We start from the raw sequence: 22971 nt of genomic DNA, 5'->3' as shown, positions 1-22971 counted from the left end.
CATTCCCCCCCCGCCCCCCCCGCCGCCGGTAGGGGGGGGGGGCGACCACCCCCACCCCCCGGGGGGGGGGGGGGGCCACGGGCGCGGCGCCGGGGAGTCCCAGGACTCCCCGGCGCCGGGCCCGTACGCCGTCCTTCCGCTCGACGCGGGTTCCGTCGCTCACCTGGGGTCGCGTCGGTTCGACGGGGGTTGTCCACAGCCCCCGGCACACGCGCCCCCGTCGTCGTAGGCTGGACACCCCCCGGTCGCACCCCGCGCCGGGCCGTTCGCGTTGCCCGCCCCCGGACGAAAGCCGCCCTGAATGAGCCTGCACGGTCTGCTCGACGCCGTCGTCAAGGACCCCGCCCTCGCGGAAGCGATCAAGGCGGCCGGGGACGGCAACCGCATGCACGTCGACCTGGTCGGCCCCCCGGCGGCCCGCCCCTTCGCGGTCGCCGCCCTGGCCCGCGAGACCGGCCGCCCGGTGCTCGCGGTCACCGCCACCGGTCGCGAGGCCGAGGACCTGGCCGCCGCCCTGCGCACCCTGCTGCCCTCCGAGGGCGTCGTGGAGTACCCCTCCTGGGAGACGCTCCCGCACGAGCGGCTCAGCCCCCGCAGCGACACCGTCGGCCGCCGCCTCGCCGTCCTGCGCCGCCTCGCCCACCCCCGCCCCGACGACCCCGAGACCGGCCCGGTCTCCGTGGTCGTCGCACCCGTGCGGTCCGTGCTCCAGCCGCAGGTCAAGGGCCTCGGCGACCTGGAACCGGTAGCCCTGCGCACCGGGCAGAGCGCCGACCTGAACGAGGTCGTGGAAGCCCTCGCCGCGGCCGCCTACGCGCGCGTGGAGCTCGTCGAGAAGCGCGGCGAGTTCGCCGTGCGCGGCGGCATCCTGGACGTCTTCCCGCCCACCGAGGAACACCCGCTGCGCATCGAGTTCTGGGGCGACGACGTCGAGGAGATCCGCTACTTCAAGGTCGCCGACCAGCGCTCCCTAGAAGTCGCCGAGCACGGCCTGTGGGCGCCGCCCTGCCGCGAGCTGCTGCTCACCGAGGACGTCCGGGCACGCGCCCGTGCCCTCGCCGAGGAGCACCCGGAGCTCGGCGAACTGCTCAACAAGATCGCCGAGGGGATCGCGGTCGAGGGCATGGAGTCCCTCGCGCCGGTCCTGGTCGACGACATGGAGCTGCTGCTCGACGTGCTGCCCAAGGGCGCGATGGCCGTCGTGTGCGACCCGGAGCGGGTCCGCACCCGCGCCGCCGACCTGGTCGCCACCAGCCTGGAGTTCCTCCAGGCGTCCTGGGCGGCCACCGCGGGCGGCGGCGAGGCGCCCATCGACGTCGGCGCGGCCTCCCTGTGGTCCATCGCCGACGTCCGCGACCGCGCGCGCGAGCTGGACATGATGTGGTGGTCGGTGTCGCCGTTCGCCGCCGACGACGAGCTGTCCGCCGACACCCTCAAGCTCGGCATGCACGCCCCGGAGACCTACCGCGGCGACACCGCGAAGGCCCTCGCCGACACCAAGGGCTGGCTCGCCGACGGCTGGCGCACGGTGTTCGTCACCGAGGGCCACGGCCCCGCCTCCCGCACCGTCGAGGTGCTCGGCGGCGAGGGCATCGCGGCCCGCCTGGACGTCGACCTGGGCGAGGTGACCCCCTCGGTCGTGCACGTGTCCTGCGGCTCGATCGACTACGGGTTCGTCGACCCGGCGCTCAGACTCGCCGTCCTCACCGAGACCGACCTGTCCGGCCAGAAGGCGGCGGGCAAGGACGGCGCCCGGATGCCGGCCCGCCGCCGCAAGACCATCGACCCGCTCACCCTGGAGTCGGGCGACTACATCGTCCACGAGCAGCACGGCGTCGGCCGCTACATCGAGATGGTGCAGCGCACCGTCCAGGGCGCCACCCGCGAGTACCTGGTCGTCGAGTACGCGCCCGCCAAGCGCGGCCAGCCCGGCGACCGGCTGTACATCCCGACCGACCAGCTGGAGCAGATCACCAAGTACGTCGGCGGCGAGGCCCCCACCCTGCACCGCCTCGGCGGCGCGGACTGGACGAAGACCAAGGCGCGCGCCAAGAAGGCCGTCAAGGAGATCGCCGCCGACCTGATCAAGCTGTACAGCGCACGCATGGCCGCCCCCGGACACGCGTTCGGCGGGGACACGCCCTGGCAGCGCGAGCTGGAGGACGCGTTCCCGTACGCCGAGACCCCCGACCAGCTGACCACGATCGCCGAGGTCAAGGAGGACATGGAGAAGTCGGTCCCGATGGACCGCCTGATCTGCGGCGACGTCGGCTACGGCAAGACGGAGATCGCGGTGCGGGCCGCCTTCAAGGCCGTCCAGGACGGCAAGCAGGTCGCCGTCCTCGTGCCCACGACCCTGCTGGTGCAGCAGCACTTCGGGACGTTCTCCGAGCGGTACTCGCAGTTCCCGGTCAGCGTGAAGGCGCTCTCCCGCTTCCAGACCGACACCGAGGCGAAGGCCACCCTGGAGGGCCTCAGAGAGGGCGCGGTCGACGTCGTCATCGGCACCCACCGGCTGTTCTCCTCGGAGACCAAGTTCAAGGACCTCGGCCTGGTCATCGTCGACGAGGAGCAGCGCTTCGGCGTCGAGCACAAGGAGCAGCTGAAGAAGCTGCGCGCCAACGTCGACGTGCTGACGATGTCGGCCACCCCGATTCCCCGCACCCTGGAGATGGCGGTGACGGGCATCCGCGAGATGTCCACGATCACCACTCCCCCCGAGGAGCGGCACCCGGTGCTCACCTTCGTCGGGCCGTACGAGGAGAAGCAGATCGGCGCCGCCATCCGCCGCGAACTGCTGCGCGAGGGCCAGGTCTTCTACATCCACAACCGGGTGGAGTCCATCGACCGCGCGGCGGCCAGACTCCGCGACATCGTCCCCGAGGCGCGCATCGCGACCGCCCACGGCCAGATGTCGGAGTCGGCGCTCGAACAGGTCGTCGTCGACTTCTGGGAGAAGAAGTTCGACGTCCTCGTCTCCACCACGATCGTCGAGTCCGGCATCGACATCTCCAACGCCAACACCCTGATCGTGGAGCGCGGCGACACCTTCGGCCTGTCCCAGCTGCACCAGCTGCGCGGCCGGGTCGGCCGCGGCCGCGAGCGCGGGTACGCGTACTTCCTGTACCCGCCGGAGAAGCCGCTGACCGAGACCGCGCACGAGCGGCTCGCGACCATCGCCCAGCACACCGAGATGGGCGCCGGCATGTACGTGGCGATGAAGGACCTGGAGATCCGCGGCGCCGGAAACCTGCTCGGCGGCGAGCAGTCCGGGCACATCGCGGGCGTCGGCTTCGACCTGTACGTGCGCATGGTCGGCGAGGCCGTCGCGGACTACCGGCGGCAGCTGGAGACCGGGGAGATCGAGGAGGAGCAGCCGCTCGAGGTCAAGATCGAGCTGCCCGTCGACGCGCACGTCCCGCACGACTACGCGCCCGGCGAGCGGCTGCGCCTCCAGGCCTACCGGGCCATCGCCTCCGCCAACTCGGAGGAGGACATCCGGGCGGTCCGCGAGGAACTCACCGACCGCTACGGCAAGCTGCCCGAGCCGGTGGAGAACCTGCTGCTCGTCGCCGGGCTGCGGATGCTCGCGCGCGCCTGCGGGGTCGGCGAGATCGTCCTCCAGGGCACCAACATCCGTTTCGCGCCGGTGGAGTTGCGTGAGTCGCAGGAGCTGCGCCTCAAGCGGCTGTACCCGGGGACGGTCATCAAGCCGACGGTCCACCAGGTGCTGGTGCCGCGCCCGAAGACCGCGAAGGTGGGCGGCAAGCCGCTGGTCGGCCGGGAACTGCTGGGCTGGGTCGGGGAGTTCCTCGCGTCGGTGCTGGGGTCCTGAACCCGCGGGGGGCGGAGGGCGGGGGTGGGGGGCGTCTTCTCGCGCCGCCCCCCGCTTCGTGACCGCCCCGACTATCCGGGGGAGTTGCGGGCATCCGTCCTGGCGGAGAGCCGCCCGTGCGGAGGCGGCAGAGGGAGAACACGAGGGGGCGCACGTGACGCGGCTCAGGGGCGGGGCGGTCACCGCTGTCGTCGTGACCTGCACGGTGGCCGGCAGCATCCTGATCGCAGGGTGCAGGGACATCGCTCCGCCCGAGGGCGGTGGATCAGCCGGTTCCGCCGTCTCGACCACCGGTGACGGCCGAGCCGTGAACCCGCTGGACAACCCGGACGGCACCAAACCGGGGCTCGGGGCGATCACCTCCACCGCGGACAGGGCGAAGGCGCGGTCGCTGATCGAAAAGGTGGCGACGAAGGGGCGCGGGCCGAAGACGGGCTACGAGAGGGACAAGTTCGGCTACGCCTGGACGGACTCCGCCCCGGGTGGCATCCCCTTCGCCCACAACGGCTGTGACTCGCGGAACGACCTGCTGAAGCGCGACGGCGAGAAGGTCCGTTTCCGGGCCGGATCCGACTGCGTCGTCGCCTCCATGACGCTGCGCGATCCGTACACGGGCAAGACCATCCAGTGGACCAAGTCGCGCGCCACGACGGTGCAGATAGACCACGTCATGCCACTGTCGTACGACTGGCAGATGGGTGCCGCCCGATGGACGAAGGGCAAGCGGGAGGACATCGCCAACGACCCGCTCAACCTGATTCCCGTGGACGGCCCCACCAACGGCGCCAAGAGCGACGCGGGGCCCGCGACCTGGCTGCCCCCGAACAAGCGGATCCGCTGCTCCTACGCGGTGCGCTTCGCCCAGGTGTCGTTGAAGTACGACCTTCCGGTGACGACCGCGGACAAGCGGATGATGCTGACGCAGTGCGGCGGCTGACCGCCCCGACAGGGCCGGCCACCGCGGGCGGGCGCCGCGGGCGCCCGGATCACCGAGCCCCGCCGCGCGGCCCGGGGGCGGGGCGGCCCGCCTTCTCCCACGCGACGAAGGTGTGGGTGCGGGCGAAGACGAACGCCTTGACCGGATTGGCGGAGTACGTCCACGGCGCGCTGCCGACGTAGCCGCCGACCGCCCTGAACTGCTCCACCGCCTCCGCGTACCGCTCCGTCCGGAACAGGGCGTCCGCCAGCAGGTGCCGTACCGCCGGCAGCCGGTGGTGCCCGGCCGGCACCCGGTCCACGGCGTCCAGGGTGGCGTCCACGGCCGCGTGCACGAACGGTTGGTCGTACACGGACGCCTGCGGCTCGCGGGACGCGTGCTCCATCAGCGCCTCCAGACGCAGTACCGGCAGCAGGCTCCCCGCCGGCGCCGAGGCCGCGGCCTGTTCGGCGAACGCGTACATCAGCTCGTGCGAGCCCTGCCACTTGGCGCACCAGTACTGCAGGGCGCTCGCATGGGCGCCGAAGTGGTACGGGTCGCGCGCGGTGACCTCGGCCCACAGCGTCCGGAAGTCGTCGTTCGACCAGCCGAGCCCCCGCGCGACGGTGAGCTGCGCGACCCATGGGCTGGGGTCCTCGGGCGCCATCCAGGCGGCCTCCTGGCAGGCGGGCAGCGCCTCGGCGAGCAGCCGGTGGAAGCCCTCGAACTGCTCGGCGGTGGTGTGCTTGGCCGACTTCGCGCCGCGCACCTTGCCGGCGAGCACGACGAGCGCGTCGGCGTGCACCAGGGCGGCGGACGGGTCGCCCGGGTACTCGGTCCGCCACGCCTTGACCCAGGCGTCGTCCTCGGCGGCGGCGTGCACGAGGATGCCGAGCCGGTACCACCGCAGGTCCCAGTCCCGGCCCGCCGCGGCCAGGTAGCCGGCGGCCCGCCGCCAGTCGCCGGCGAGGGCGGCCGCGGCGACCGCGTCCGCCTCGGGATCCGGCCCCGCGCACCGGCTGTCGAGCTGAGCGGCCGGCACCAGCCCGTACGTGGCGGCGTCGATGGTGACCGGCGCCTTGGCCTTCGCCTCCGCCCGCATCGCCCGCGCCTTGCGGGCGTTGCGCGGGATGGTGACGGCCGCGTAGGCGAGGGCGCCGGTACCGGCGATGTCGATCAGGACGTTCATGACGGGTCTTTCGGGGTCGGGGCCGCCTGAGGGGGCGGTGGTGATGGCGGTCGAGGGGACCGGGGCAGGCGGAGAGGTGGCGGTCCGTCAGTACGGGAACTCCGTCAGTACGGGAGCTCCGTCAGTACGGGACCCGGGGTGGCGGCCAGGGCCGGGCGGCGGGCGGCGGTGCCGTGCCCCCGGCCGGGTGCCCGCTCCCGCCGGACAGCAGCAGGGCGCGCAGGGGCGCCGTGCCGACCGGCTCCGCGACCGCGTGGTCCAGCGCCTCCTCCAGCGCCTCGGTGAACCGTTCGGGCGCCGCCGTGCGCACCGCGGGCCCCGACCAGCACAGCTCCCACCGGCACACCCCCGTCTCCAGCGCGGCGAGCAGGGCCAGTCGGCGCAGGGCGGAACGGAAGGCCGTCCGGGCGAACTCGCGTGCCGCACGCCCACTGCTGAGGGCGGCCCGCTCCGACCGGGGCAGCAGGTCCGCGATGTCGTACAGCAGGCCGTGGTCGAGCAGGTCCATGAGGTGGCCGAGCCGTGCGGCCGCGGGCGCGGCCAGGACGCCCGGCCCGGTCACCCGGGCCATGGCCTCGCCCAGGGGGGCCGCGTCCCGGGTCCAGCTCTCGTGCCGGGCCCGGGCGGGCAGCTCGGCCCAGGGCACCCGCCGCCAGGAGAGCATCTCCTCGCCCAGCACCCGCTGTTCGAGCGCGGCGAGAAGACGCTCCGGCGCGCGGAGCAGCGCGAGTGCGGGGCGTCGTACGGACGCGGTGCCGAGCCCGTCGTCGGGCAGTGCCGACAGCACCGCGATGCGGTCGGCGGTGGGCGGATGGCTGTCGTAGGGGGACCGCTCCTCGTACGGGTCCTCGGAGGACGGTGTCCGTACCCACGATTCCAGGTCGGCGCGGCGGTCCTCGTCCGCGAGGAGGTGCCAGAGCCCGCCGTGGAACTGGCCCTCGGGCGGCAGCAGGCGTGCCGTACGGCCCATCAGGGCGTAGTCGCGCCGGTAGAGGTCGTCCACGGCTTCGAGAGCGGGCACGCGGCGCAGCGCGGCGACCATGGCGTCCCGCCCGGCGATCCTGGCGGCCAGGTCGTCGGCCGCGTACTCCTGCCGGCGGCTGACGGCCTCGGTCAGGCGCAGGCACAGCCCGGCGTACGCGGAGAAGACGACGGCGAGGTAGTGGTCCGGGCCCCGGGTGGGCTCCCGCTTCGGCTGCGGCGGCTTCCCGGCCGCACGGCGCCGTGCGGCCCGTGCGGCGGACGCCGCCTGCTCCTGCGCCTCCTCGCGGGCGGCCCGCTGCCGCAGCGTGCGCACGGTCCCGAGCAGTCTCCGGTGCAGCGCCCAGACCAGAGCGCCCAGCCGGGTGTCACTGCGCGCGTAGTGGCCCAACTCGTGGACGAGCACGGCGTCCAGTTCGTTCTCCGGAAGACCGATCAGCAGGGCCACGCCGAGGAAGAGCCGCCGTTCGCCGGTGACCAGCCCGAGCCACCGGGCCTCCTCCTGCACCATGGCGCCGGCCCCCGGGACCACCCGTATCTCCGTGGGCGGCCGCGTGCCCACCCGTTCGGCCAGCCCGGTCACGCGCCGCCACAGCTCGGGCTGCTCCACCGGCGTCACGGACACACCGGGGATCTCGTCCTCGCCGTCGCCGCGGCGGAGGCTGAGCAGGACGACCCGCACCACGCACCAGGCGACGGCCAGTGAGCCGAGCCAGCCCTCCACGGTCGTGATCGTGACGCCCGGGCCGTGGGCCAGGAACACGTCCAGGAGCGCCAGCACGACGACCACGAGCAGCGCCAGCACGTAGAACCCGATGAGCAGGGCGAGAGCGAGCGCGGCGCGCAGGGGCGTTCCGGGTACGGCGGGCCGCCGCGCGGGAGCCCGGCGGGCCGCTGCCCGGCCGGCGGCGCGGGACGACTGGCGCATCGGCATCCTTCAGGGGATCTTCGGAGGAGACGGAACGGTGGTGGGGCCGGGAAGCGACGCCCGGCTACTTCTTAAGCGCCGCCAGGACCGTTGTCGTCACCTTCCTCGCGGACGCGGCGCCGTCGTCGGTGCCCGCCGTGGACAGCACGGTGACCACGGAGTTCCCGGAACGGGCCGCGATCAGCGTGGTGCCGTTCTCCCAGGAGCCGCTCGTCAGCGTCATCGTGTAGGCCTCGTCGGCGAGTCCCGGCGTGGTGCTGCCGGTGAGCTTCACCTTGGCGTGCGCGTCGGTGTCCGTGTACGTGGCACACGCGGCGGCCACCGACCGCAGGGCCTTCATCACGTCGGTCGCGGTGGTGCCCTGGAAGGCGTCGATCTCCTGGTCGACCTCCTCGGTCTTGTTCGCGTAGCCGTTCTGCGCGAACGACACCCCGCCCTTGTACCCGGAGACCTGGATCCAGGACGTGGTCTCCAGCCGGGTGCAGTCCGGCTTGCCGGTCTTCCGGGCGGCCGGGGAGAGCAACTGGCCGCCGCTGTCGGCGGAACCGTCGGACTCCAGGGTGAGCCCGGCCGGGAAGGCCGAGGCGGGCGCGAGCGCCTTCTTCAGCTGCGTACCGGTGGGCACAGCGGCGTGGGGGTCCTTCGCCTCGGCGGGTCCGGCGCTCGCGCCGCTGCCGGTGCCCGCGCCGGTACCGGAGTCGGAGGAGGAGCCGGAGGAGCAGGCGGACAGGGCCAGCGGGAGTGCGGCGACGGCCATCAGCACGACGGCACGGGACGGGAGACGCATCGGAGTCCTTCTCGGGTGGGTGGAACGGTGGTGTGCGCGACGGCCGGGCGGCCGGGGCGGGGCGGGGCGGGCTTCACCGCGGGGTCGGCTTCAGCGCCGGTCGGGCCTCGTAGCGGGGTCGGTCCGGCGGAGGGTGTTCCCGGCGTGGGGGGTGCGGCCGGCGGCGGTCGAGGCGCCGCCCGAAGCGCCGCTGGACGCGCCGCGCGTAGTGCCGCGCGTAGTGCCGCGCGGAGTGCCGTCGACGCCGCCCGTGGCGCCGCTGTCGGCGTTGGCGGACACGGTGCCGATGATGACGAATCCCACGAGGGCGCTCAGTCCCATCCTGGTTTTCATGCCCATGGCGAATCCCTCCCCGTGAAGGCCACCCCTCGGCCGCCGTTGTTCGCTGGGTCAATAAGAGCAGAGCCTGTGAACCGAGTCAACACGATGCCTTGGGTATGCTCCGTACACGGCGTGAATCGATGGAGCTTGTGTACGCCGGTATGCTCGGCGCACCACGGAACGAGGGAAGCGGGGGCGCGTGCAGGACAACGCCACAGAGGTGACCGCGGCCGGCATCGCACGGCTCGCCGGGGTGGGCCGGGCCGCCGTCAGCAACTGGCGCCGCCGGCACGCCGACTTCCCCAAGCCGGTCGGCGGCACCGAGACCAGCCCGTCGTTCGCGCTCGCCGAGGTCGAGGCCTGGCTGCGCGGCCAGGGCAAACTAGCCGAGGTCCCGCTGCGCGAACGGGTCTGGCAGCAACTCGCCGGGCACCCCGGCGGCCCGCTGACCGCGCTGGTGCACGCCGGCTGCGCACTGCTGCTGATCCACGAGCGCCCGACCGTCTGGCTCGACGTGAGCGCAGGCTCGGACGAACGCCTGGCCGCACTGCTGCCGGGCACGCTGGACCAGGTGCTGACCTCACGCTTCGGCAGCGCGGCGGCGACCAGGACTGTGAACACCCCGCCACCGGCCCGTGCTGTGAACACGCCACCACAGGCCGCCCCTGTGAACACGCCACCACCCGTCGCCCCCGTGAACCCCGCACTCCCTGGCGCGGCCGTGAACCCCGCACCCCCCGGCGCCGCCGTGAACGCCGAACCACGCACCCCCACCGGCCCGGAGCTCCTGCCGTCCGTCCCCCTCCTGCGCGGGGTCGCCGAACTGGCCGCCGACTCGGGGGCCCGGCAGTGCTTCGAGTTCCTGCTGGGCCGGTACCTCGACGCCAACCCCCGCCAGTACACCCTCACCCCGCCCGAACTCGCCGGTCTCATGGCCGACCTCGCCGGCCCCGCCCGCACGGTCCTGGACCCGGCCTGCGGCACCGGCGCCCTGCTGCGGGCCGTGCCCACCGGTCCCGACCGGCAGCTGTACGCCCAGGACAGCGCCCCCGACCTCGCCGCGCTCACCGCGCTGCGCCTCGCGTTGCACTCCCGGGCCCGCGTGCACGCCGCCACCGGCGACACCCTGCGCGCCGACGCCCACCCGGAGCTGCGCGCCGACGCCGTGCTGTGCCACCCGCCGTTCAACGAGCGCAACTGGGGCCACGACGAGCTGGCCTACGACCCCCGCTGGGAGTACGGCTTCCCGGCGCGCACCGAGTCGGAGCTGGCCTGGGTGCAGCACGCCCTCGCCCGGCTCGCCGACGGCGGCACCGCGGTCCTGCTGATGCCGCCGGCCGCCGCCTCCCGCCGTTCCGGCCGCCGGATCCGCGCCGACCTGCTGCGCCGGGGCGCGCTGCGCGCGGTGGTGGCGCTGCCGGTCGGGACGGCGCCGCCGTACAACATCCCGCTGCACCTGTGGGTGCTGCGGGCACCCGACCGGACCCCGGCCGCGCCGGAGGTGCTGCTCGTGGACACCGGGAGGTTCGCGGGGGAGGGGCGGGGCGGCCCCGACCGGGCGGCGGTACGGGACGCCGTGCTGGACGCCTGGCGTGCCTTCGAGCGCGGCGGCGGCCCGGGGGAACGGCCCGGACTGGCCCGGGCGGTGCCGGTCATCGAACTCCTCGACGACGACGTGGACCTCGCACCCGCCCGCCACCTGCCGCCGGAGCCCGCGGCCGACGGCGCGGAGCAGCTCACGGCGGTCCGCGAACGGCTCGGCGAGACCCTGCGACTGACCGCCGACCTCACCCCGCCCCCGGCCGGCCAGGCGCCGCCCGCGCGCTGGCCGCTCACCACCGTCGGTGAACTCGCCCGCGGCGGGGCCCTGGTGCTGCGCACCGGCGGCCACGGCGGGCACGCGCGCGTGCCCGTCCTCACCGACCAGGACGTCCTCGCCGGCACGGCGCCCTCCGGTTCGCTCCCCGAGAGCGAGGAGGCGGCCGTGCTGACCGAGCCGGGCGACGTCGTGGTGCCGGTCCTCGGCGGGGGCTCGGTGGCGCGCGTGGTCGACGACGCCACGGCGGGCGCCGTCCTGGGCCGCAGCCTCGTCCTGCTGCGCCCCGACCGCACGGCGCTCGACGCCTGGTTCCTCGCCGGCTTCCTGCGGGGCAGCGCCAACAACCGGCAGGCCAGCAGCTACGCCTCCACCGCGACCCGGCTGGACGTGCGCCGGCTGCAACTGCCGCGGCTCCCCCTGGAGGAACAGCGGCGCTACGGCGCGCGGTTCCGCGCGCTCGACGAGTTCGAGCGGGCGCTGCGCCACACGAGCCGGCTCGGGGAACAGCTCGTACGCGGGATGTACGACGGTCTCACCACCGGCACGGTCGCACCCGACTGAGCCGTCACCCGGGCGGGGGCGCGGGCCCCCGGCCGGGCTGCGCACAACGGTTCGGTACAACCCCGACCGTATGTCCGTGCCGGGCCATATGCTCGGGACGACCACCGTACGACCGGTGCCTCCGTGAGCGGGCCGCACCGGACGGGCACGTACGCCCTTTTCCCGGCGACACAGGAGCGATCATGCAAGGCCAGGGCCATGCGCAGCCGGTGCAGCGGCCGCCGCACCACGCGGTACTGGCCCTGTTGCGCGTGGTGTTCGTGGCGACGGGCCTGTTCAGCCTCGGTTTCCTGGCGTGGGTGATGCTGCTGCGGCTGGCCGTCGTGACCCGCAGGCCGGTGGATTACGGCCTGCTGGTGGCGGCCGCGGCGGCCGACGTCCTCAGCCTCGTGCTGCTGGGCAGTGAACCCGGCGACGACGTGCACACCCCCGGCGGCTACCTGGGGATCACCCTGCTGTTCGGCACACTGCTGGCCACCGTCGGCTACTACCTCGCGGCCGACGTACGCCACTTCCAGCGCCGGCGCGCGGCGTACGCGGCGCAGCCGTACGGGTACGCGCCCCCCGCCCCGCCGTACACCACGGGCACGGTGCCCCTGGACACGCGGCCGCCGCACACCCCGCCCCCGGTCCTCCACCAGCCGCCGGCGCACCCGCCGATACCCGCCCCGCCCCAGCGCCCGGCACCCGCCCGCATCGAGCAGGTACGCGCCGAACTCGACGAACTCAGCGACTACCTGCGCCAGCACGACGGCCACCACGAGAGCGGAAGGTGACCGTGGCGACGGGACGGCTCGTCGCCGGCCGCTACGAACTGTCCACGCTCATCGGCCAGGGCGGCATGGGCCAGGTGTGGACGGCATACGACCAGCGGCTCGACCGGCGCGTGGCGGTGAAGCTGCTGCGCCCCGACAAGGTGGCCGGCGCGGAGGCGGAGGAGCTGCGCCGGCGGTTCCTGCGCGAGTGCCGGGTGACCGCACAGGTCGACCACCCGGGACTGGTCACCGTGCACGACGCGGGCAGCGAGGGCGAGGAACTGTTCCTCGTCATGCAGTACGTGGACGGCGCCGACCTCTCCGACCACCTGGCGGAACACGACCCCTACCCGTGGCAGTGGGCGGTGGCGGTGGCCGCGCAACTGTGCGCCGTGCTGAGCGCCGTGCACGCGGTGCCGATCGTCCACCGCGACCTCAAGCCGCGCAACGTGATGGTGAAGCAGGACGGCACGGTCACCGTCCTCGACCTGGGCGTGGCCTCCGTCATGGACACGGACACCACCCGGCTCACCCACACCGGCTCCCCGATCGGCTCGCCCGCCTACATGGCGCCCGAGCAGGCGATGGGCGGCGCGGTCGGCCCGTACACCGACCTGTACGCACTGGGCGTACTGCTGCACGAACTGCTCAGCGGCGAGGTGCCGTTCGCGGGTTCCACGGCCCTCGGCGTCCTCCACCGCCACCTGTACGAACCACCGGTGCCGGTGCGCCGGATCCGCCCCGAGGCCCCGGAACCGCTGGAGAGCCTCGTCCTGCGCCTGCTGGCCAAGGACCCGCAGCACCGGCCGGCGTCCGCGCAGGAGGTCTACGAGGACCTGGCGTCCCTCCTGCCCGCGCGCGGAACGCCCTCCGGAGCGCCACTGGACCCGACGCGCCCCTTCCTGCGCCCCCACGCCCCGTGGCCGGACCGCGCGCGCACGCCCGCACCGCAGCCCGCCGCCCCCGTGGCCGCCGTCCCCGGCCGGCCCGACGTCGCCACCGCCGTCGACGAGGTCAAACGGCTGCTCGGGGAGGGGCGGATCACCCGGGCCGTCGACATCCTGGGCGCGATCCTGCCGGTCGCCGCCGACCAGCACGGGGAGCGCTCCACGGTCGTACGGACCCTGCGCAAGCAGTACGCGGCCACCCTCATGGACGACGGGCAGTACCGGCGCGCGCTGCCCGAACTGCGCCGGCTCGCCGACGAACGCGCCGCCGAGGCCGGCCAGGCCGACCCGCAGGCCCTGCGCTTCCGCTACGAGATCGCCCAGTGCCTGGAACAACTCGGCGAACCGGCGGCGGCACTCGCGGAGTACCGCGCGCTGCTGCCCTACTACGAGAACCAGTACGTGGCCGGCGACCCCCAGCTCGCCCACGACGTGCGCCGCCGGATCGGGCACCTGCTGCTCGCCCTCGGCGACCGGCCCGCCGCCCACGACACCCTCACCCGGCTGCTGTTCGACGTCGAGCGGCTGCACGGACCCGGGCACCCCATGGCGGCGGAGGTCCGGCGGACGCTGCAGTGGCTGGGGCAGGTGCGCGGCTAGTCCCACCGCGCCTGATAGGTTGCCGTCCGTTTTCCGCAGGACTTTCTTGCATAGTGCACACACAGGGGTGGGATCCGGCATGTCCAGCCATCGCCAGTCGAAGAAGCGCAGATACATCACCTGGGGCGTCGCGGGCGCCGCCGTCGTCGCCGGCGCCGGCATAGCCGCGCAGACCTCCATGGCGGCCACCACCTGGCCCGCCCAGAAGACGTTCACCGGCCGCGCCTTCGACACCTGCGCCGCGCCCTCCCTCGCCGCGATGAAGGCGTGGAACACCGGCTTCTACGGCGCCGCCGCCGTCTACATCGGAGGCAAGAACCGCGGCTGCAACCAGCCCAACCTCACCGCCTCCTGGGTCAAGTCCGTCTCCGCCCTCGGCTGGAAGCTCGTCCCGCTCTACGTCGGCTCCCAGCCGTCCTGCGGATCCGGCGGCTCCGTGAAGATCAGCGCCTCCACCGCGGCCGCCGTGGGCACCTCCGAGGCGGACGACGCCGTGGCCAAGGCCGCCGCCCTCGGGATGAAGGCCGGCAGCCCCATCTACCTCGACATGGAGGCGTACGACACGACGAACACGTCGTGCAACAACGCCGTGCTGACGTACGTCCGCGCCTTCGACAAGGAACTGCGCGCCAAGACGTACCGCGCGGGCCTCTACGGCTTCACCAGCTCCAGCGCCAAGGCGATCGCCAACGCCACGGACAAGACGGACCTGCCGGGCAACCTCTGGTACGCGCTGTGGGACAAGCAGAACACCACCACCGCGGACTGGCCGTTCGGCTCGACCCAGTTCACCGGGCACAGCCGGGCGCACCAGTACATGGTCAACAGCAAGGAGACGCGCGGCGGTTACACGATCACCGTGGACCGCGACGCGTGGGACGCCCCGGTGGCGATCACGGGCTGAGCCCCGTCCACAGGGAGGGACGACCCGCAAACCCTTCCGGGGGGTGGCGCGGCGGTGCCGGATGCGTGTGTGAATCGTTGGTCGAATGGGTTGGCCAGAGCCTGCCCACTGCCTACCATCGATCACCGCAAGACCTTGTGCACCGTCGCACAATCTCCTCGGGAGGCCTCCTTGCACCGCCGCCGTCGCACCGCGCTCGTCCTGTCCGCCGCGATCGCCGCCGCGGCCCCCCTCCTCACCGCCTGCTCGGGCGGCGCGCACCCGGGCGCGGCGGCCGTCGTCGGCGGCGAGCGGATCACCGTCGCGCAGCTGGAGAACCGCGTGAACGAGGTGCGCCGGGCCCAGCGGGCCGCGGTACCTGACCAGGCGCAGTACCAGCAGGTGCTCTCCGCCACCAGCAGCCTCACCCGGGACACCCTCTACAACATGGTTCTCGACCGGGTGCTGCACCGGGCCGCCCAGGACGCGGGCGTCAACGTCTCCCGCAGGGACGTCGAGCAGATGCGCGCCCGCCTGGAACGGCAGGCCGGCGGCGCCAAGGCGCTCCAGGCCGCCTGGCTCCAGAAGTACGGCATCGCCCCCCGGCAGCTGGACGACAACCTCCGCTTCCAGGTGGAGGCCAACAAGCTCGCCCAGGTCCTCGGCACCGACACCTCGCAGCCCGCCTTCTGGAAGGCCCTCTCCCGGGCCTCCGAGGAACTCCACGTCGACCTCAACCCGCGCTACGGCGCCTGGGACGTGCAGAAGAGCAGCCGGGTGGACGCCAAGACACCGTGGGTACGGGAGGTCACCTCGGCCGGGAGCCAGGTGTCGGCGTAGGCCGGCCGGCACCCGGGTCGTCGCCCGGCCGGCACCCGGGCGGGGATGGCGGTCATACGATCGCTTGATCACCCCGGGGCTGTGGACAAAGCGCGAGGTCGGCGACGGCCGTGCGTTACGTTCGGAGCGTGAACACCACCAGCCCCGAACCCACCACCCCGGAAACCGGCACCGCCACCGACCCCGGCCGCATCGTCCTGCTCACCACCAGCCACCGGGTCGCCCCCGGCCTGCTGTCCTGGCCCGCCTGGCAGGCGCTGCGCACGGCGGACCGCGTGCTGTGCGCCGACGGCGCGCATCCGCAGCTGCCCTACCTGCGGGAGGCCGGGACGGCCGTGGACGAGGCCGCCCCCACCGCCGGGGAACTGGTCGACGCCTGCGCCGGCGGCCGCACCGTGGTGGTCGTCGCGACGGGTGAGGGCGAACCCGCCCTCACCGACGGCCTGGCCCGCCTCGCCGGCTCCGGCCGGGTCCGGATGCCCGAGCTGGAGCTGCTCCCCGCCTCCTACGACCTGCCGGGCGCCCGCCTGCTCGACCTCGTCCAGGTCATGGACCGCATCCGCGAGGAGTGCCCCTGGTCCTCCCGCAAGACCCACGAGGGCCTGGCGAAGTACGCCATCGAGGAGGCCTACGAACTGGTCGAGGCGATCGAGGCCGGCGACCGCGACGAACTGCGCGAGGAACTGGGCGACGTCCTCCTCCAGGTCGTCTTCCACGCGCGGATAGCGCAGGAGGACCCCGACGCCCCGTTCTCGGTGGACGACGTGGCCGGAGGCATCGTCGCCAAGCTCATCCACCGCCACCCGCACGTCTTCGGCGACGAGACCGCGTCGACGCCGGAGGAGGTCAAGGAGCACTGGCTGCGGACCAAGGCGGCGGAGAAGCAGCGGAAGTCGGTCACCGACGGCGTCCCCCTCGGCCAGCCCGGCCTCGCCCTCGCCGCCAAACTCACCTCCCGCGTCCGCACCGCGGGCCTGGACGTCCCCCTCCCCACCGGCGAGGGCATCGGCTACGAACTCCTGGCCCTGGCCGCCCGCGCCGAAACGGAGGGCGTGGACCCCGAAGCAGCCCTCAGAGCAGCGGCCCGCACGTACCGGGACGCGATCAGGGCGGCGGAGGGCTCTCCTTGATCAGCGTGCGGTGAACTCCACGGGGAGTTCCCGCAGTCCTCGCATGATGAGTCCGCCCCGCCAGCGCAGGTCGGCGGGGTACGCTGCGAGCCGGAGATCGGGGAGGCGGCGTAGCAGCGTCTCGAGCGCGGTACGGCCTTCGAGGCGGGCCAGGGGCGCGCCGAGGCAGTAGTGGATGCCGTGGCCGTACCCGAGGTGCTGATTGTCCGCGCGGGCGAGGTCGAGTGTGTCGGGTTCCGTGAACCGTGCTGGATCGCGGTCCGCGGCGGCAAGGACGACGAGGACCGGGTCCCCGGTGGCGATCCGCCGACCGCCGATGGTGAGTGGCTCGGTGGCGTAGCGCCAGGTGGCCAGCTCCACCGGCCCGTCGTAGCGGAGCAGCTCCTCGATCCCGGTGTCGAGCAGCCCGGTGTCACCGGCCTCGATCGACTTCAGGAGCCGGGCCCGTTGCGCGGGGTTGCGCAGCAGCGCGTACACGCCGTTGCCGATGAGGTTGATGGTGGTCTCGAAACCTGCGAACAGAAGTACGAAGCACATGGCGGCGGCTTCGTTCTCGGTGAGGTGCTCCCCGTGGTCGGAGGCGCGGATCAGCCCCGAGATCAGGTCATCGCCGAGGTTGCCCCGTTTGCGGTGGATGAGTTCGGCGAGGTAGTCGCGGATCTTCTTGACGGACCGGGCGACGCCACCGCGCGGGCCGCCGCCGTGCCGGATCATCATGCCTGCCCACTCGCAGAACTTGTCCTGGTCCTCGTGCGGTACGCCGAGCAGGTCGCAGATCGCATAGATGGGAAGGGGGAAAGCGAAGTCGTGGATGAGGTCGGCCTTGCCCTGCGGAGCGAACCGGTCGATGAGGTCATCGGTCAACTCCTGGACCCGAGGCGCCATGTGAGCGACGCGGCGCGGAGTGAACGCCTTGGAGACGAGGCGGCGCAGACGCGTGTGGTCCGGCGGGTCGATGTTGAGCAGATGCGTCATGAGATTGGCGCTGCGCTCACCGGGGATGCCGGTTCTGCTCTTGCCGTGCGCGTCCTGCGCGTGATGGTCGGGGTTCTTCGAGAGCCGTCCGTCCGCGAGAGCCTGGCGTGCGTCGGCGTAACGGGTCACCAACCATGCCTCCACCCCGCTGGGGAGCTTCGTCCAGTGAACGGGAGCATGCTCACGCAGCCAGGCGTAGGCCGGGTAGGGGTCGGCGGCGAACTCCCAGGTGAAGAGTTCAGGAGCGGTGTTCGGGACGTTCACGAGAAGACCGTATCCGGAGTTGGCCCGTGCATGCCCTGTCGCACAGATACCGGATCTCATCCGGATTCATCGGCAAACAGGCCCTCACGAGGGAATTCCGCCTGTTTTGCAGCGCTGTCCGTTGTGGCGCGTTAGGTTCCCACCAACGCAAGAGGTCCCAGAGCCGGCCAGGGCTCCAGGACCTTGCCAGCCGTGGAGGGGCTGACGTGGGCAACGCTACAGCGGTGTCTGCGCCTGCGGTCAACCGTGGGCCGGAACCGGTTCGTACAGTTCGAGCAGCTTTGATGCTGCGCGTGTCGACGCAGGAGCAGACGCAGGGGTACGGGCTCGATGTCCAGGAGCAGGCCGGGCGCGCCTATGTCGGCGCTCGGGCCGGGTGGGTCCTGGACCCTGAGCTGATCTTCAAGGATGTCGGGGTCTCAGGAGCGATCGTCGAGCGTCCCGCCATGCTGCGTCTGGAGGCCGCCGCCCGGCAGGGCCTCATCGATGTGATCGTGGTCCACAAGTTCGACCGCATCGGACGTACGGGTGGCGCGTTCTGGGCCTGGATCTGGGCCATGGAAGACCTCGGCGTCAGCTTCGCTTCGGTTACCCAGGACATCGGCACGACCACAGATCTCGGTCGGCGGCAATTACGGTTCCATGCCCTGATGGCCGAGGCCGAAAGAGATCTGATCTGCGAACGCACGCAGGGCGGACGTCAGCGAGCGGCTCTCGCGGGAGGCTGGGTGGGTGGGCCGCCGCCGTGGGGATACGCCATCGAGAAGACCGGGAGGCGCGGGTCCCGGCTTGTCGTTGCCGAGGCAGAGGCTCATGTTGTCCTCAACGCGGTACGTCTCATCGTGGACGAGAAGAAAAATGTGCGACATCACGGTGCGGCCGCTCGGCGAGGTGCGGAAGCGGTCCGGGGTGAAGTGCAAGGTGACCGCATGGCACGAACGCACGGGAACACCGGTGCCGGCGGAGGTGCCCGAGCCGCTGTGGCCCCTCGTGGAGGAGCTGATGACCGCCCACTTCCGTGGGCGTCAGTTCGCCCGTGGGGTGGTGGACGTCCGCACCCAGGTGAACGGAATTCTGCACAGGTTGCGCACCGGATGCCTGTGGGACGAACTGCCCGCGCGGTACGGGCCGTGGGCGCTCGCCAAGGACCGGCAGAACACGTGGTTCAAGAAGGGCTTCTGGCCGGTACTCGTAAGGCACCTGAACCTCGCCGGAGGGAGCGCACCGGTTCGACGCGAACCATGTGTTCCGCCCCTCGAGGTCATGGTGGGGGCTCCGGGGGGTCGAGCAGAACGTGAGGCGCGCTCAAGTCTGTGATCTTCACGTGATCTGCGCGGCATTAACTTGTGACAAGTGATCGTCTGCCGATACGTTCACCCATCAGCGCGGCGCCCCTGCGGGACCCGTCGCGCAGGTCACCGCTGTCGCTCGAAAGGTTTCCGCATGCTCTCCGGGAACGGTCGTCACCGTCGCCCCCGTCAGGCTCCGGCTCTTCTCGTCGCGGCCGGAGTGACCGGCTCCGCCATCGCCATCCCGCTGCTCGGTGCGGCGAGCGCCAACGCGGCCGACGGCACCACCTGGGACAAGGTGGCCGAGTGCGAGAGCGCCGGCTCCTGGAGCATGGACAGCGGCAACGGCTACTACGGCGGACTGCAGATGTCCCAGGACGACTGGGACAAGTACGGCGGTACGGACTACGCCGCCACGCCCGACCAGGCGAGCCGTTCGCAGCAGATCGCGGTCGCCGAGAAGATACTCGCGGACCAGGGCACCAAGCCCTGGCGGACCTGTGCCCTGCTGGCCGGGCTCTCGTCGGACGACGCCTCGGTGAACGTCGACACGGGCCTCGACGGATCGGATGGTTCGTCCGGTTCCTCCGGTTCTGCAGATTCGTCGTCCGGGTTGTCGGACTCGTCCTCCGCGAGTGACTCCGGCGATTCCGGCGCGTCGTCCGCGACGAAGGGGTCAGGGGCCGAATCCGCCTCCCCCGCTCCGAGTTCCAGCGCGAGTGACACCTCCAAGGCGCCCACTTCCGGCACGTCCGACAGTGCGGGCAAGACGGACAAGTCGGCGCCTTCTGCCTCCGCCTCCTCGAAGGCGAGCGAGAATCCGGTGATTCCGGACTCCGGTGACGACTCGGACCATTCATGGCAGACCGGCAGTTCTTGGAGCCTGGTCGACACGGGTGCCGTCAGCGGTGGCGGCAAGCATCGCGGTGACTCGGCGGACGAAAGTGTGACAAACGGTCAGGAGGTCGCAACCTCGGGCCGTCACGCCTCCGCCGACGCCGGTACCTACACCGTCCGCGACGGCGACACTCTCGCCTCCATCGCCGACTCCCTTGGCCTCGACGGCGGGTGGCGCGCGCTCTACGCGGCGAACAAGGCCGACATCGGCGCCGACCCGAACGACATCGCCCCCGGTCAGACCCTGAAACTCGGTAGCTGAACGGGCCAAATGGGGCGGGAGTTGACGGACCGTTTCGAGATTATTGTCCGCTTTGGTGAAAGTGTGGGATGAGTCTCAGAAGCGCTGATCATCTTTGAAATTCACCTGATCGTCTGATTACGGTCGAGGCCGCTCGTCACCACGAGCCCCGGCTGTCGCAACGCCGAGTCCTGCCAGCGGCCGCCCGGGAACAGTCGTCGCGTCAAGCGCCGTAGGCAGGAGCGGGGGACCCAAGGTAAGCGCCGGGTCCGGCAGTTGAGCCCTCAGGGGCCTCACGGCCGAAAGGCCGCCGGAACCGGCTAGGGGTGGAGCCGCGCGTCTCGCGAGAGCGGGCCGTGCGGCCGGGCAACTCAACCGGCCCGAACCCGACAGCTCACCTCGCAGGCGTCGGTGAGGGGATCTTCCATGCTGTTTTCCGGCAAGGGCAAGCACCGTCGTCCGTCCAAGGCCGTCCGCGCCATCGCCGTCGCCGGTGTCACCGGTGCCGCCGTCGCCGCCCCGCTGATGGCGGCCGGTGGCGCCTCCGCCGCCACCGCCTCCGAGTGGGACACCGTCGCCCAGTGCGAGTCCGGCGGCAACTGGTCCATCAACACCGGCAACGGCTACTACGGCGGCCTGCAGTTCTCCGCCTCCACCTGGGCCGCGTACGGCGGCACCGCCTACGCCCCGCAGGCCAACCAGGCCACCAAGGCGCAGCAGATCCAGGTCGCCGAGAAGGTCCTCGCCGCCCAGGGCAAGGGCGCCTGGCCGGTCTGCGGCAAGGGCCTGTCCGGCGCCGCCTACACCGGGGGCGCCTCCAGCTCCAGCGGCTCCAGCAGCTCCAGCTCCGCCGGCTCGTCGAGCAGCGGCAGCGCCGGCACGAGCAGCCGTACGACCGACACCCAGGCCGCCTCCCGCTCCGCCGAGCGTCCGGCCGCCAAGAAGACCGTCACCACCCCGACCGGCAAGAAGGTCAAGAAGGGTGACGGCGAGTACAAGGTCGTCAAGGGTGACACCATCAGCTCGATCGCCGAGAAGCACAAGGTGAAGGGCGGTTGGCAGGCGCTGTTCAAGCTGAACAAGGACATCGTCGACGACGCCGACTTCATCTACCCGGGCCAGCAGCTGCACCTGAAGTAGGAACCTGAGGGTCACCCCCGTCCCCCGCTCGCCCCGCTCCGGTGCGTTTTCCCCCGAACGCACCGGAGCGGGGTTTCTCTTTGCGGTCACGCTCCTTGACCCGCTCTTCTCCCGTTCTTCATCGGGACCCCCCTTTGTTCCGCGCATGAACAATGAGTACCGTCAGGGTGTCCACGGGCCGGTCGGTCGGCCGGCTGACGGCCCTTGGGCGGTTAGGCTCTAGTCGCAAGGCTGAGCAAGGGCCGACCAGGTCCGCGTGCGCCCTGCACAACCAGCGTCACATCCCAAGAAGGAGATGCTCGTGCCGTCCATCGACGTCGTCGTAGCCCGGGAAATCCTGGACTCCCGAGGCAACCCCACGGTCGAGGTCGAGGTCGGCCTCGACGACGGCAGCACGGGTCGTGCCGCCGTCCCGTCCGGCGCCTCCACCGGCGCCTTCGAGGCCATCGAGCTCCGTGACGGCGACCCCAACCGCTACCTCGGCAAGGGCGTCGAGAAGGCCGTCCTCGCCGTCATCGAGCAGATCGGCCCGGAGCTGGTCGGCTACGACGCCACCGAGCAGCGCCTGATCGACCAGGCGATGTTCGACCTGGACGCCACCGACAACAAGGGCTCGCTCGGCGCCAACGCCATCCTCGGTGTCTCCCTCGCCGTCGCGCACGCCGCCTCCGAGGCGTCCGACCTGCCGCTGTTCCGCTACCTGGGCGGCCCGAACGCGCACCTGCTGCCGGTGCCGATGATGAACATCCTCAACGGCGGCTCGCACGCGGACTCCAACGTGGACATCCAGGAGTTCATGATCGCCCCGATCGGCGCGGAGTCCTTCTCGGAGGCGCTGCGCTGGGGTGCCGAGGTCTACCACACCCTGAAGAAGGTCCTGAAGGCCAAGGGTCTGTCCACCGGCCTCGGCGACGAGGGCGGCTTCGCCCCGAACCTGGAGTCCAACCGCGCCGCGCTCGACCTCATCCTGGAGGCGATCAAGCAGGCCGGTTACGTCCCCGGTGAGCAGATCGCGCTCGCGCTCGACGTCGCCGCGTCCGAGTTCTACAAGGACGGCCGGTACGAGTTCGAGGGCAAGTCCCGCTCGGCCGCCGAGATGACCGAGTACTACGAGGAGCTCGTCGCCGCGTACCCGCTGGTCTCCATCGAGGACCCGCTGTTCGAGGACGACTGGGCCGGCTGGAAGGTCATCACCGACAAGCTCGGCGACAAGGTCCAGCTGGTCGGCGACGACCTGTTCGTCACCAACCCGGAGCGCCTGGCCCGCGGCATCGAGGAGGGCACCGCGAACGCCCTCCTGGTGAAGGTGAACCAGATCGGCTCGCTCACCGAGACCCTGGACGCCGTCGAGCTCGCCCAGCGCAACGGCTTCAAGTGCATGATGTCCCACCGCTCCGGCGAGACCGAGGACGTCACCATCGCCGACCTGGCCGTCGCCACCAACTGCGGCCAGATCAAGACCGGCGCCCCGGCCCGCTCCGAGCGCGTCGCCAAGTACAACCAGCTGCTGCGCATCGAGGAGATCCTCGACGACGCGGCGGTGTACGCCGGCCGCTCCGCGTTCCCCCGCTTCAAGGGCTGAGCCGGTACCGCCTCTCGTGGGTAAGGCTTAGCCAGTCGTACGTACGTCCCCGAACGCGGTCCCGTACCGTGTGCGGGGACGTACGCACGTA

Annotated in this window: 17 protein-coding genes, 1 pseudogene and 1 riboswitch; of the genes and pseudogenes, 13 read left to right on the top strand and 5 right to left on the bottom strand. The window is 72.2% G+C overall.

Annotation, left to right across the window (positions count from 1 at the left end; all coding sequences use genetic code 11):
- Window positions 1-301: 301 nt before the first annotated feature.
- Together mfd and AB0G52_RS37670 are read left to right on the top strand one after the other, a co-directional pair.
- On the top strand, window positions 302-3835 hold the full coding sequence (gene mfd, locus AB0G52_RS37675) for a transcription-repair coupling factor (protein ID WP_132891876.1): 3534 nt from the start codon (window positions 302-304) through the stop codon (window positions 3833-3835).
- A 154-nt stretch (window positions 3836-3989) separates the two neighbouring features.
- The gene (locus tag AB0G52_RS37670; RefSeq protein ID WP_132891875.1) at window positions 3990-4772 is read left to right on the top strand and encodes an HNH endonuclease family protein; all 783 of its coding nucleotides are present in this window, start codon (window positions 3990-3992) and stop codon (window positions 4770-4772) included.
- A gap of 49 nt (window positions 4773-4821) precedes the next feature.
- Here AB0G52_RS37670 and AB0G52_RS37665 read toward each other — a convergent pair whose 3' ends face one another.
- The 4 genes from AB0G52_RS37665 to AB0G52_RS37650 form a co-directional block, all read right to left on the bottom strand.
- Entirely contained in the window at window positions 4822-5940 is a 1119-nt protein-coding gene (locus tag AB0G52_RS37665; protein WP_132891874.1) for a hypothetical protein, read from the bottom strand.
- 121 nt (window positions 5941-6061) lie between these two features.
- The gene (locus AB0G52_RS37660; protein ID WP_361343310.1) at window positions 6062-7849 is read right to left on the bottom strand and encodes a M48 family metallopeptidase; all 1788 of its coding nucleotides are present in this window, start codon (window positions 7847-7849) and stop codon (window positions 6062-6064) included.
- 64 nt (window positions 7850-7913) lie between these two features.
- A complete protein-coding gene (locus tag AB0G52_RS37655; RefSeq protein ID WP_132891872.1) occupies window positions 7914-8636 on the bottom strand; it encodes a hypothetical protein in 723 nt (240 codons plus the stop codon).
- A 90-nt stretch (window positions 8637-8726) separates the two neighbouring features.
- Window positions 8727-8969, bottom strand: a complete 243-nt coding sequence (locus AB0G52_RS37650) for a hypothetical protein (RefSeq protein WP_361343306.1) — start codon at window positions 8967-8969, stop codon at window positions 8727-8729.
- Between the two features lie 187 nt (window positions 8970-9156).
- Between AB0G52_RS37650 and AB0G52_RS37645 the strand changes: the two genes are divergently transcribed.
- The 6 genes from AB0G52_RS37645 (at window position 9157) to AB0G52_RS37620 (ending at window position 16492) form a co-directional block, all read left to right on the top strand.
- Window positions 9157-11337, top strand: coding sequence for an N-6 DNA methylase (locus AB0G52_RS37645; protein ID WP_361343303.1), 2181 nt, complete (start codon window positions 9157-9159; stop codon window positions 11335-11337).
- 182 nt (window positions 11338-11519) lie between these two features.
- Window positions 11520-12113, top strand: coding sequence for a hypothetical protein (locus tag AB0G52_RS37640; RefSeq protein WP_132891869.1), 594 nt, complete (start codon window positions 11520-11522; stop codon window positions 12111-12113).
- Between the two features lie 38 nt (window positions 12114-12151).
- Window positions 12152-13639 (top strand): serine/threonine-protein kinase, encoded by a 1488-nt coding sequence (locus AB0G52_RS37635; RefSeq protein WP_361343315.1) that lies wholly within the window; start codon window positions 12152-12154, stop codon window positions 13637-13639.
- A 79-nt stretch (window positions 13640-13718) separates the two neighbouring features.
- Window positions 13719-14543 carry a glycoside hydrolase domain-containing protein gene (locus tag AB0G52_RS37630; protein WP_132891867.1) on the top strand — a complete coding sequence of 275 codons (825 nt, stop codon included), beginning with the start codon at window positions 13719-13721 and terminating at the stop codon, window positions 14541-14543.
- 171 nt (window positions 14544-14714) lie between these two features.
- A complete protein-coding gene (locus AB0G52_RS37625) occupies window positions 14715-15362 on the top strand; it encodes a SurA N-terminal domain-containing protein (RefSeq protein ID WP_132891866.1) in 648 nt (215 codons plus the stop codon).
- Between the two features lie 128 nt (window positions 15363-15490).
- Window positions 15491-16492 (top strand): nucleoside triphosphate pyrophosphohydrolase, encoded by a 1002-nt coding sequence (locus tag AB0G52_RS37620; RefSeq protein ID WP_132891865.1) that lies wholly within the window; start codon window positions 15491-15493, stop codon window positions 16490-16492.
- On the opposite strand, the gene AB0G52_RS37615 is transcribed toward AB0G52_RS37620, so the two are convergent.
- Window positions 16493-17731 carry a cytochrome P450 gene (locus AB0G52_RS37615; RefSeq protein ID WP_361343298.1) on the bottom strand — a complete coding sequence of 413 codons (1239 nt, stop codon included), beginning with the start codon at window positions 17729-17731 and terminating at the stop codon, window positions 16493-16495. It abuts the gene before it with no gap.
- 284 nt (window positions 17732-18015) lie between these two features.
- Between AB0G52_RS37615 and AB0G52_RS37610 the strand changes: the two are divergent.
- The 5 genes and pseudogenes from AB0G52_RS37610 to eno all read left to right on the top strand — a co-directional run.
- Window positions 18016-18447: pseudogene (locus AB0G52_RS37610) on the top strand (recombinase family protein); the annotation flags it as partial.
- A gap of 142 nt (window positions 18448-18589) precedes the next feature.
- A complete protein-coding gene (locus AB0G52_RS37605; protein WP_165939499.1) occupies window positions 18590-19048 on the top strand; it encodes a transposase in 459 nt (152 codons plus the stop codon).
- Window positions 19049-19174: 126 nt separating this feature from the next.
- Window positions 19175-20179, top strand: coding sequence for a transglycosylase family protein (locus AB0G52_RS37600; protein ID WP_361343295.1), 1005 nt, complete (start codon window positions 19175-19177; stop codon window positions 20177-20179).
- Between the two features lie 197 nt (window positions 20180-20376).
- Window positions 20377-20581: riboswitch (cyclic di-AMP (ydaO/yuaA leader) on the top strand.
- Between the two features lie 3 nt (window positions 20582-20584).
- Window positions 20585-21298: a transglycosylase family protein gene (locus AB0G52_RS37595; protein ID WP_361343292.1), complete on the top strand. Its 714-nt coding sequence runs from the start codon at window positions 20585-20587 to the stop codon at window positions 21296-21298.
- A gap of 295 nt (window positions 21299-21593) precedes the next feature.
- Window positions 21594-22880 (top strand): phosphopyruvate hydratase, encoded by a 1287-nt coding sequence (gene eno / locus AB0G52_RS37590; protein WP_132891860.1) that lies wholly within the window; start codon window positions 21594-21596, stop codon window positions 22878-22880.
- The last annotated feature ends 91 nt before the right edge of the window (window positions 22881-22971 follow it).

It is taken from the genome of Streptomyces sp. NPDC021562 (assembly GCF_040640875.1).
Lineage (GTDB): Bacteria > Actinomycetota > Actinomycetes > Streptomycetales > Streptomycetaceae > Streptomyces.
The sequence above is the reverse complement of the archived record's forward strand: the minus strand, read 5'-3'. Positions and strand labels throughout refer to the sequence as shown.

Coding starts and splice junctions, on each gene's coding strand:
- mfd (WP_132891876.1), top strand. CDS start 302: ATGAGCCTGCACGGTCTGCTCGACGCCGTCGTCAAGGACCCCGCCCTC.
- AB0G52_RS37665 (WP_132891874.1), bottom strand. CDS start 5,940: ATGAACGTCCTGATCGACATCGCCGGTACCGGCGCCCTCGCCTACGCG.
- AB0G52_RS37660 (WP_361343310.1), bottom strand. CDS start 7,849: ATGCGCCAGTCGTCCCGCGCCGCCGGCCGGGCAGCGGCCCGCCGGGCT.
- AB0G52_RS37655 (WP_132891872.1), bottom strand. CDS start 8,636: ATGCGTCTCCCGTCCCGTGCCGTCGTGCTGATGGCCGTCGCCGCACTC.
- AB0G52_RS37650 (WP_361343306.1), bottom strand. CDS start 8,969: ATGAAAACCAGGATGGGACTGAGCGCCCTCGTGGGATTCGTCATCATC.
- AB0G52_RS37640 (WP_132891869.1), top strand. CDS start 11,520: ATGCAAGGCCAGGGCCATGCGCAGCCGGTGCAGCGGCCGCCGCACCAC.
- AB0G52_RS37630 (WP_132891867.1), top strand. CDS start 13,719: ATGTCCAGCCATCGCCAGTCGAAGAAGCGCAGATACATCACCTGGGGC.
- AB0G52_RS37605 (WP_165939499.1), top strand. CDS start 18,590: ATGTGCGACATCACGGTGCGGCCGCTCGGCGAGGTGCGGAAGCGGTCC.
- AB0G52_RS37600 (WP_361343295.1), top strand. CDS start 19,175: ATGCTCTCCGGGAACGGTCGTCACCGTCGCCCCCGTCAGGCTCCGGCT.
- AB0G52_RS37595 (WP_361343292.1), top strand. CDS start 20,585: ATGCTGTTTTCCGGCAAGGGCAAGCACCGTCGTCCGTCCAAGGCCGTC.
- eno (WP_132891860.1), top strand. CDS start 21,594: ATGCTCGTGCCGTCCATCGACGTCGTCGTAGCCCGGGAAATCCTGGAC.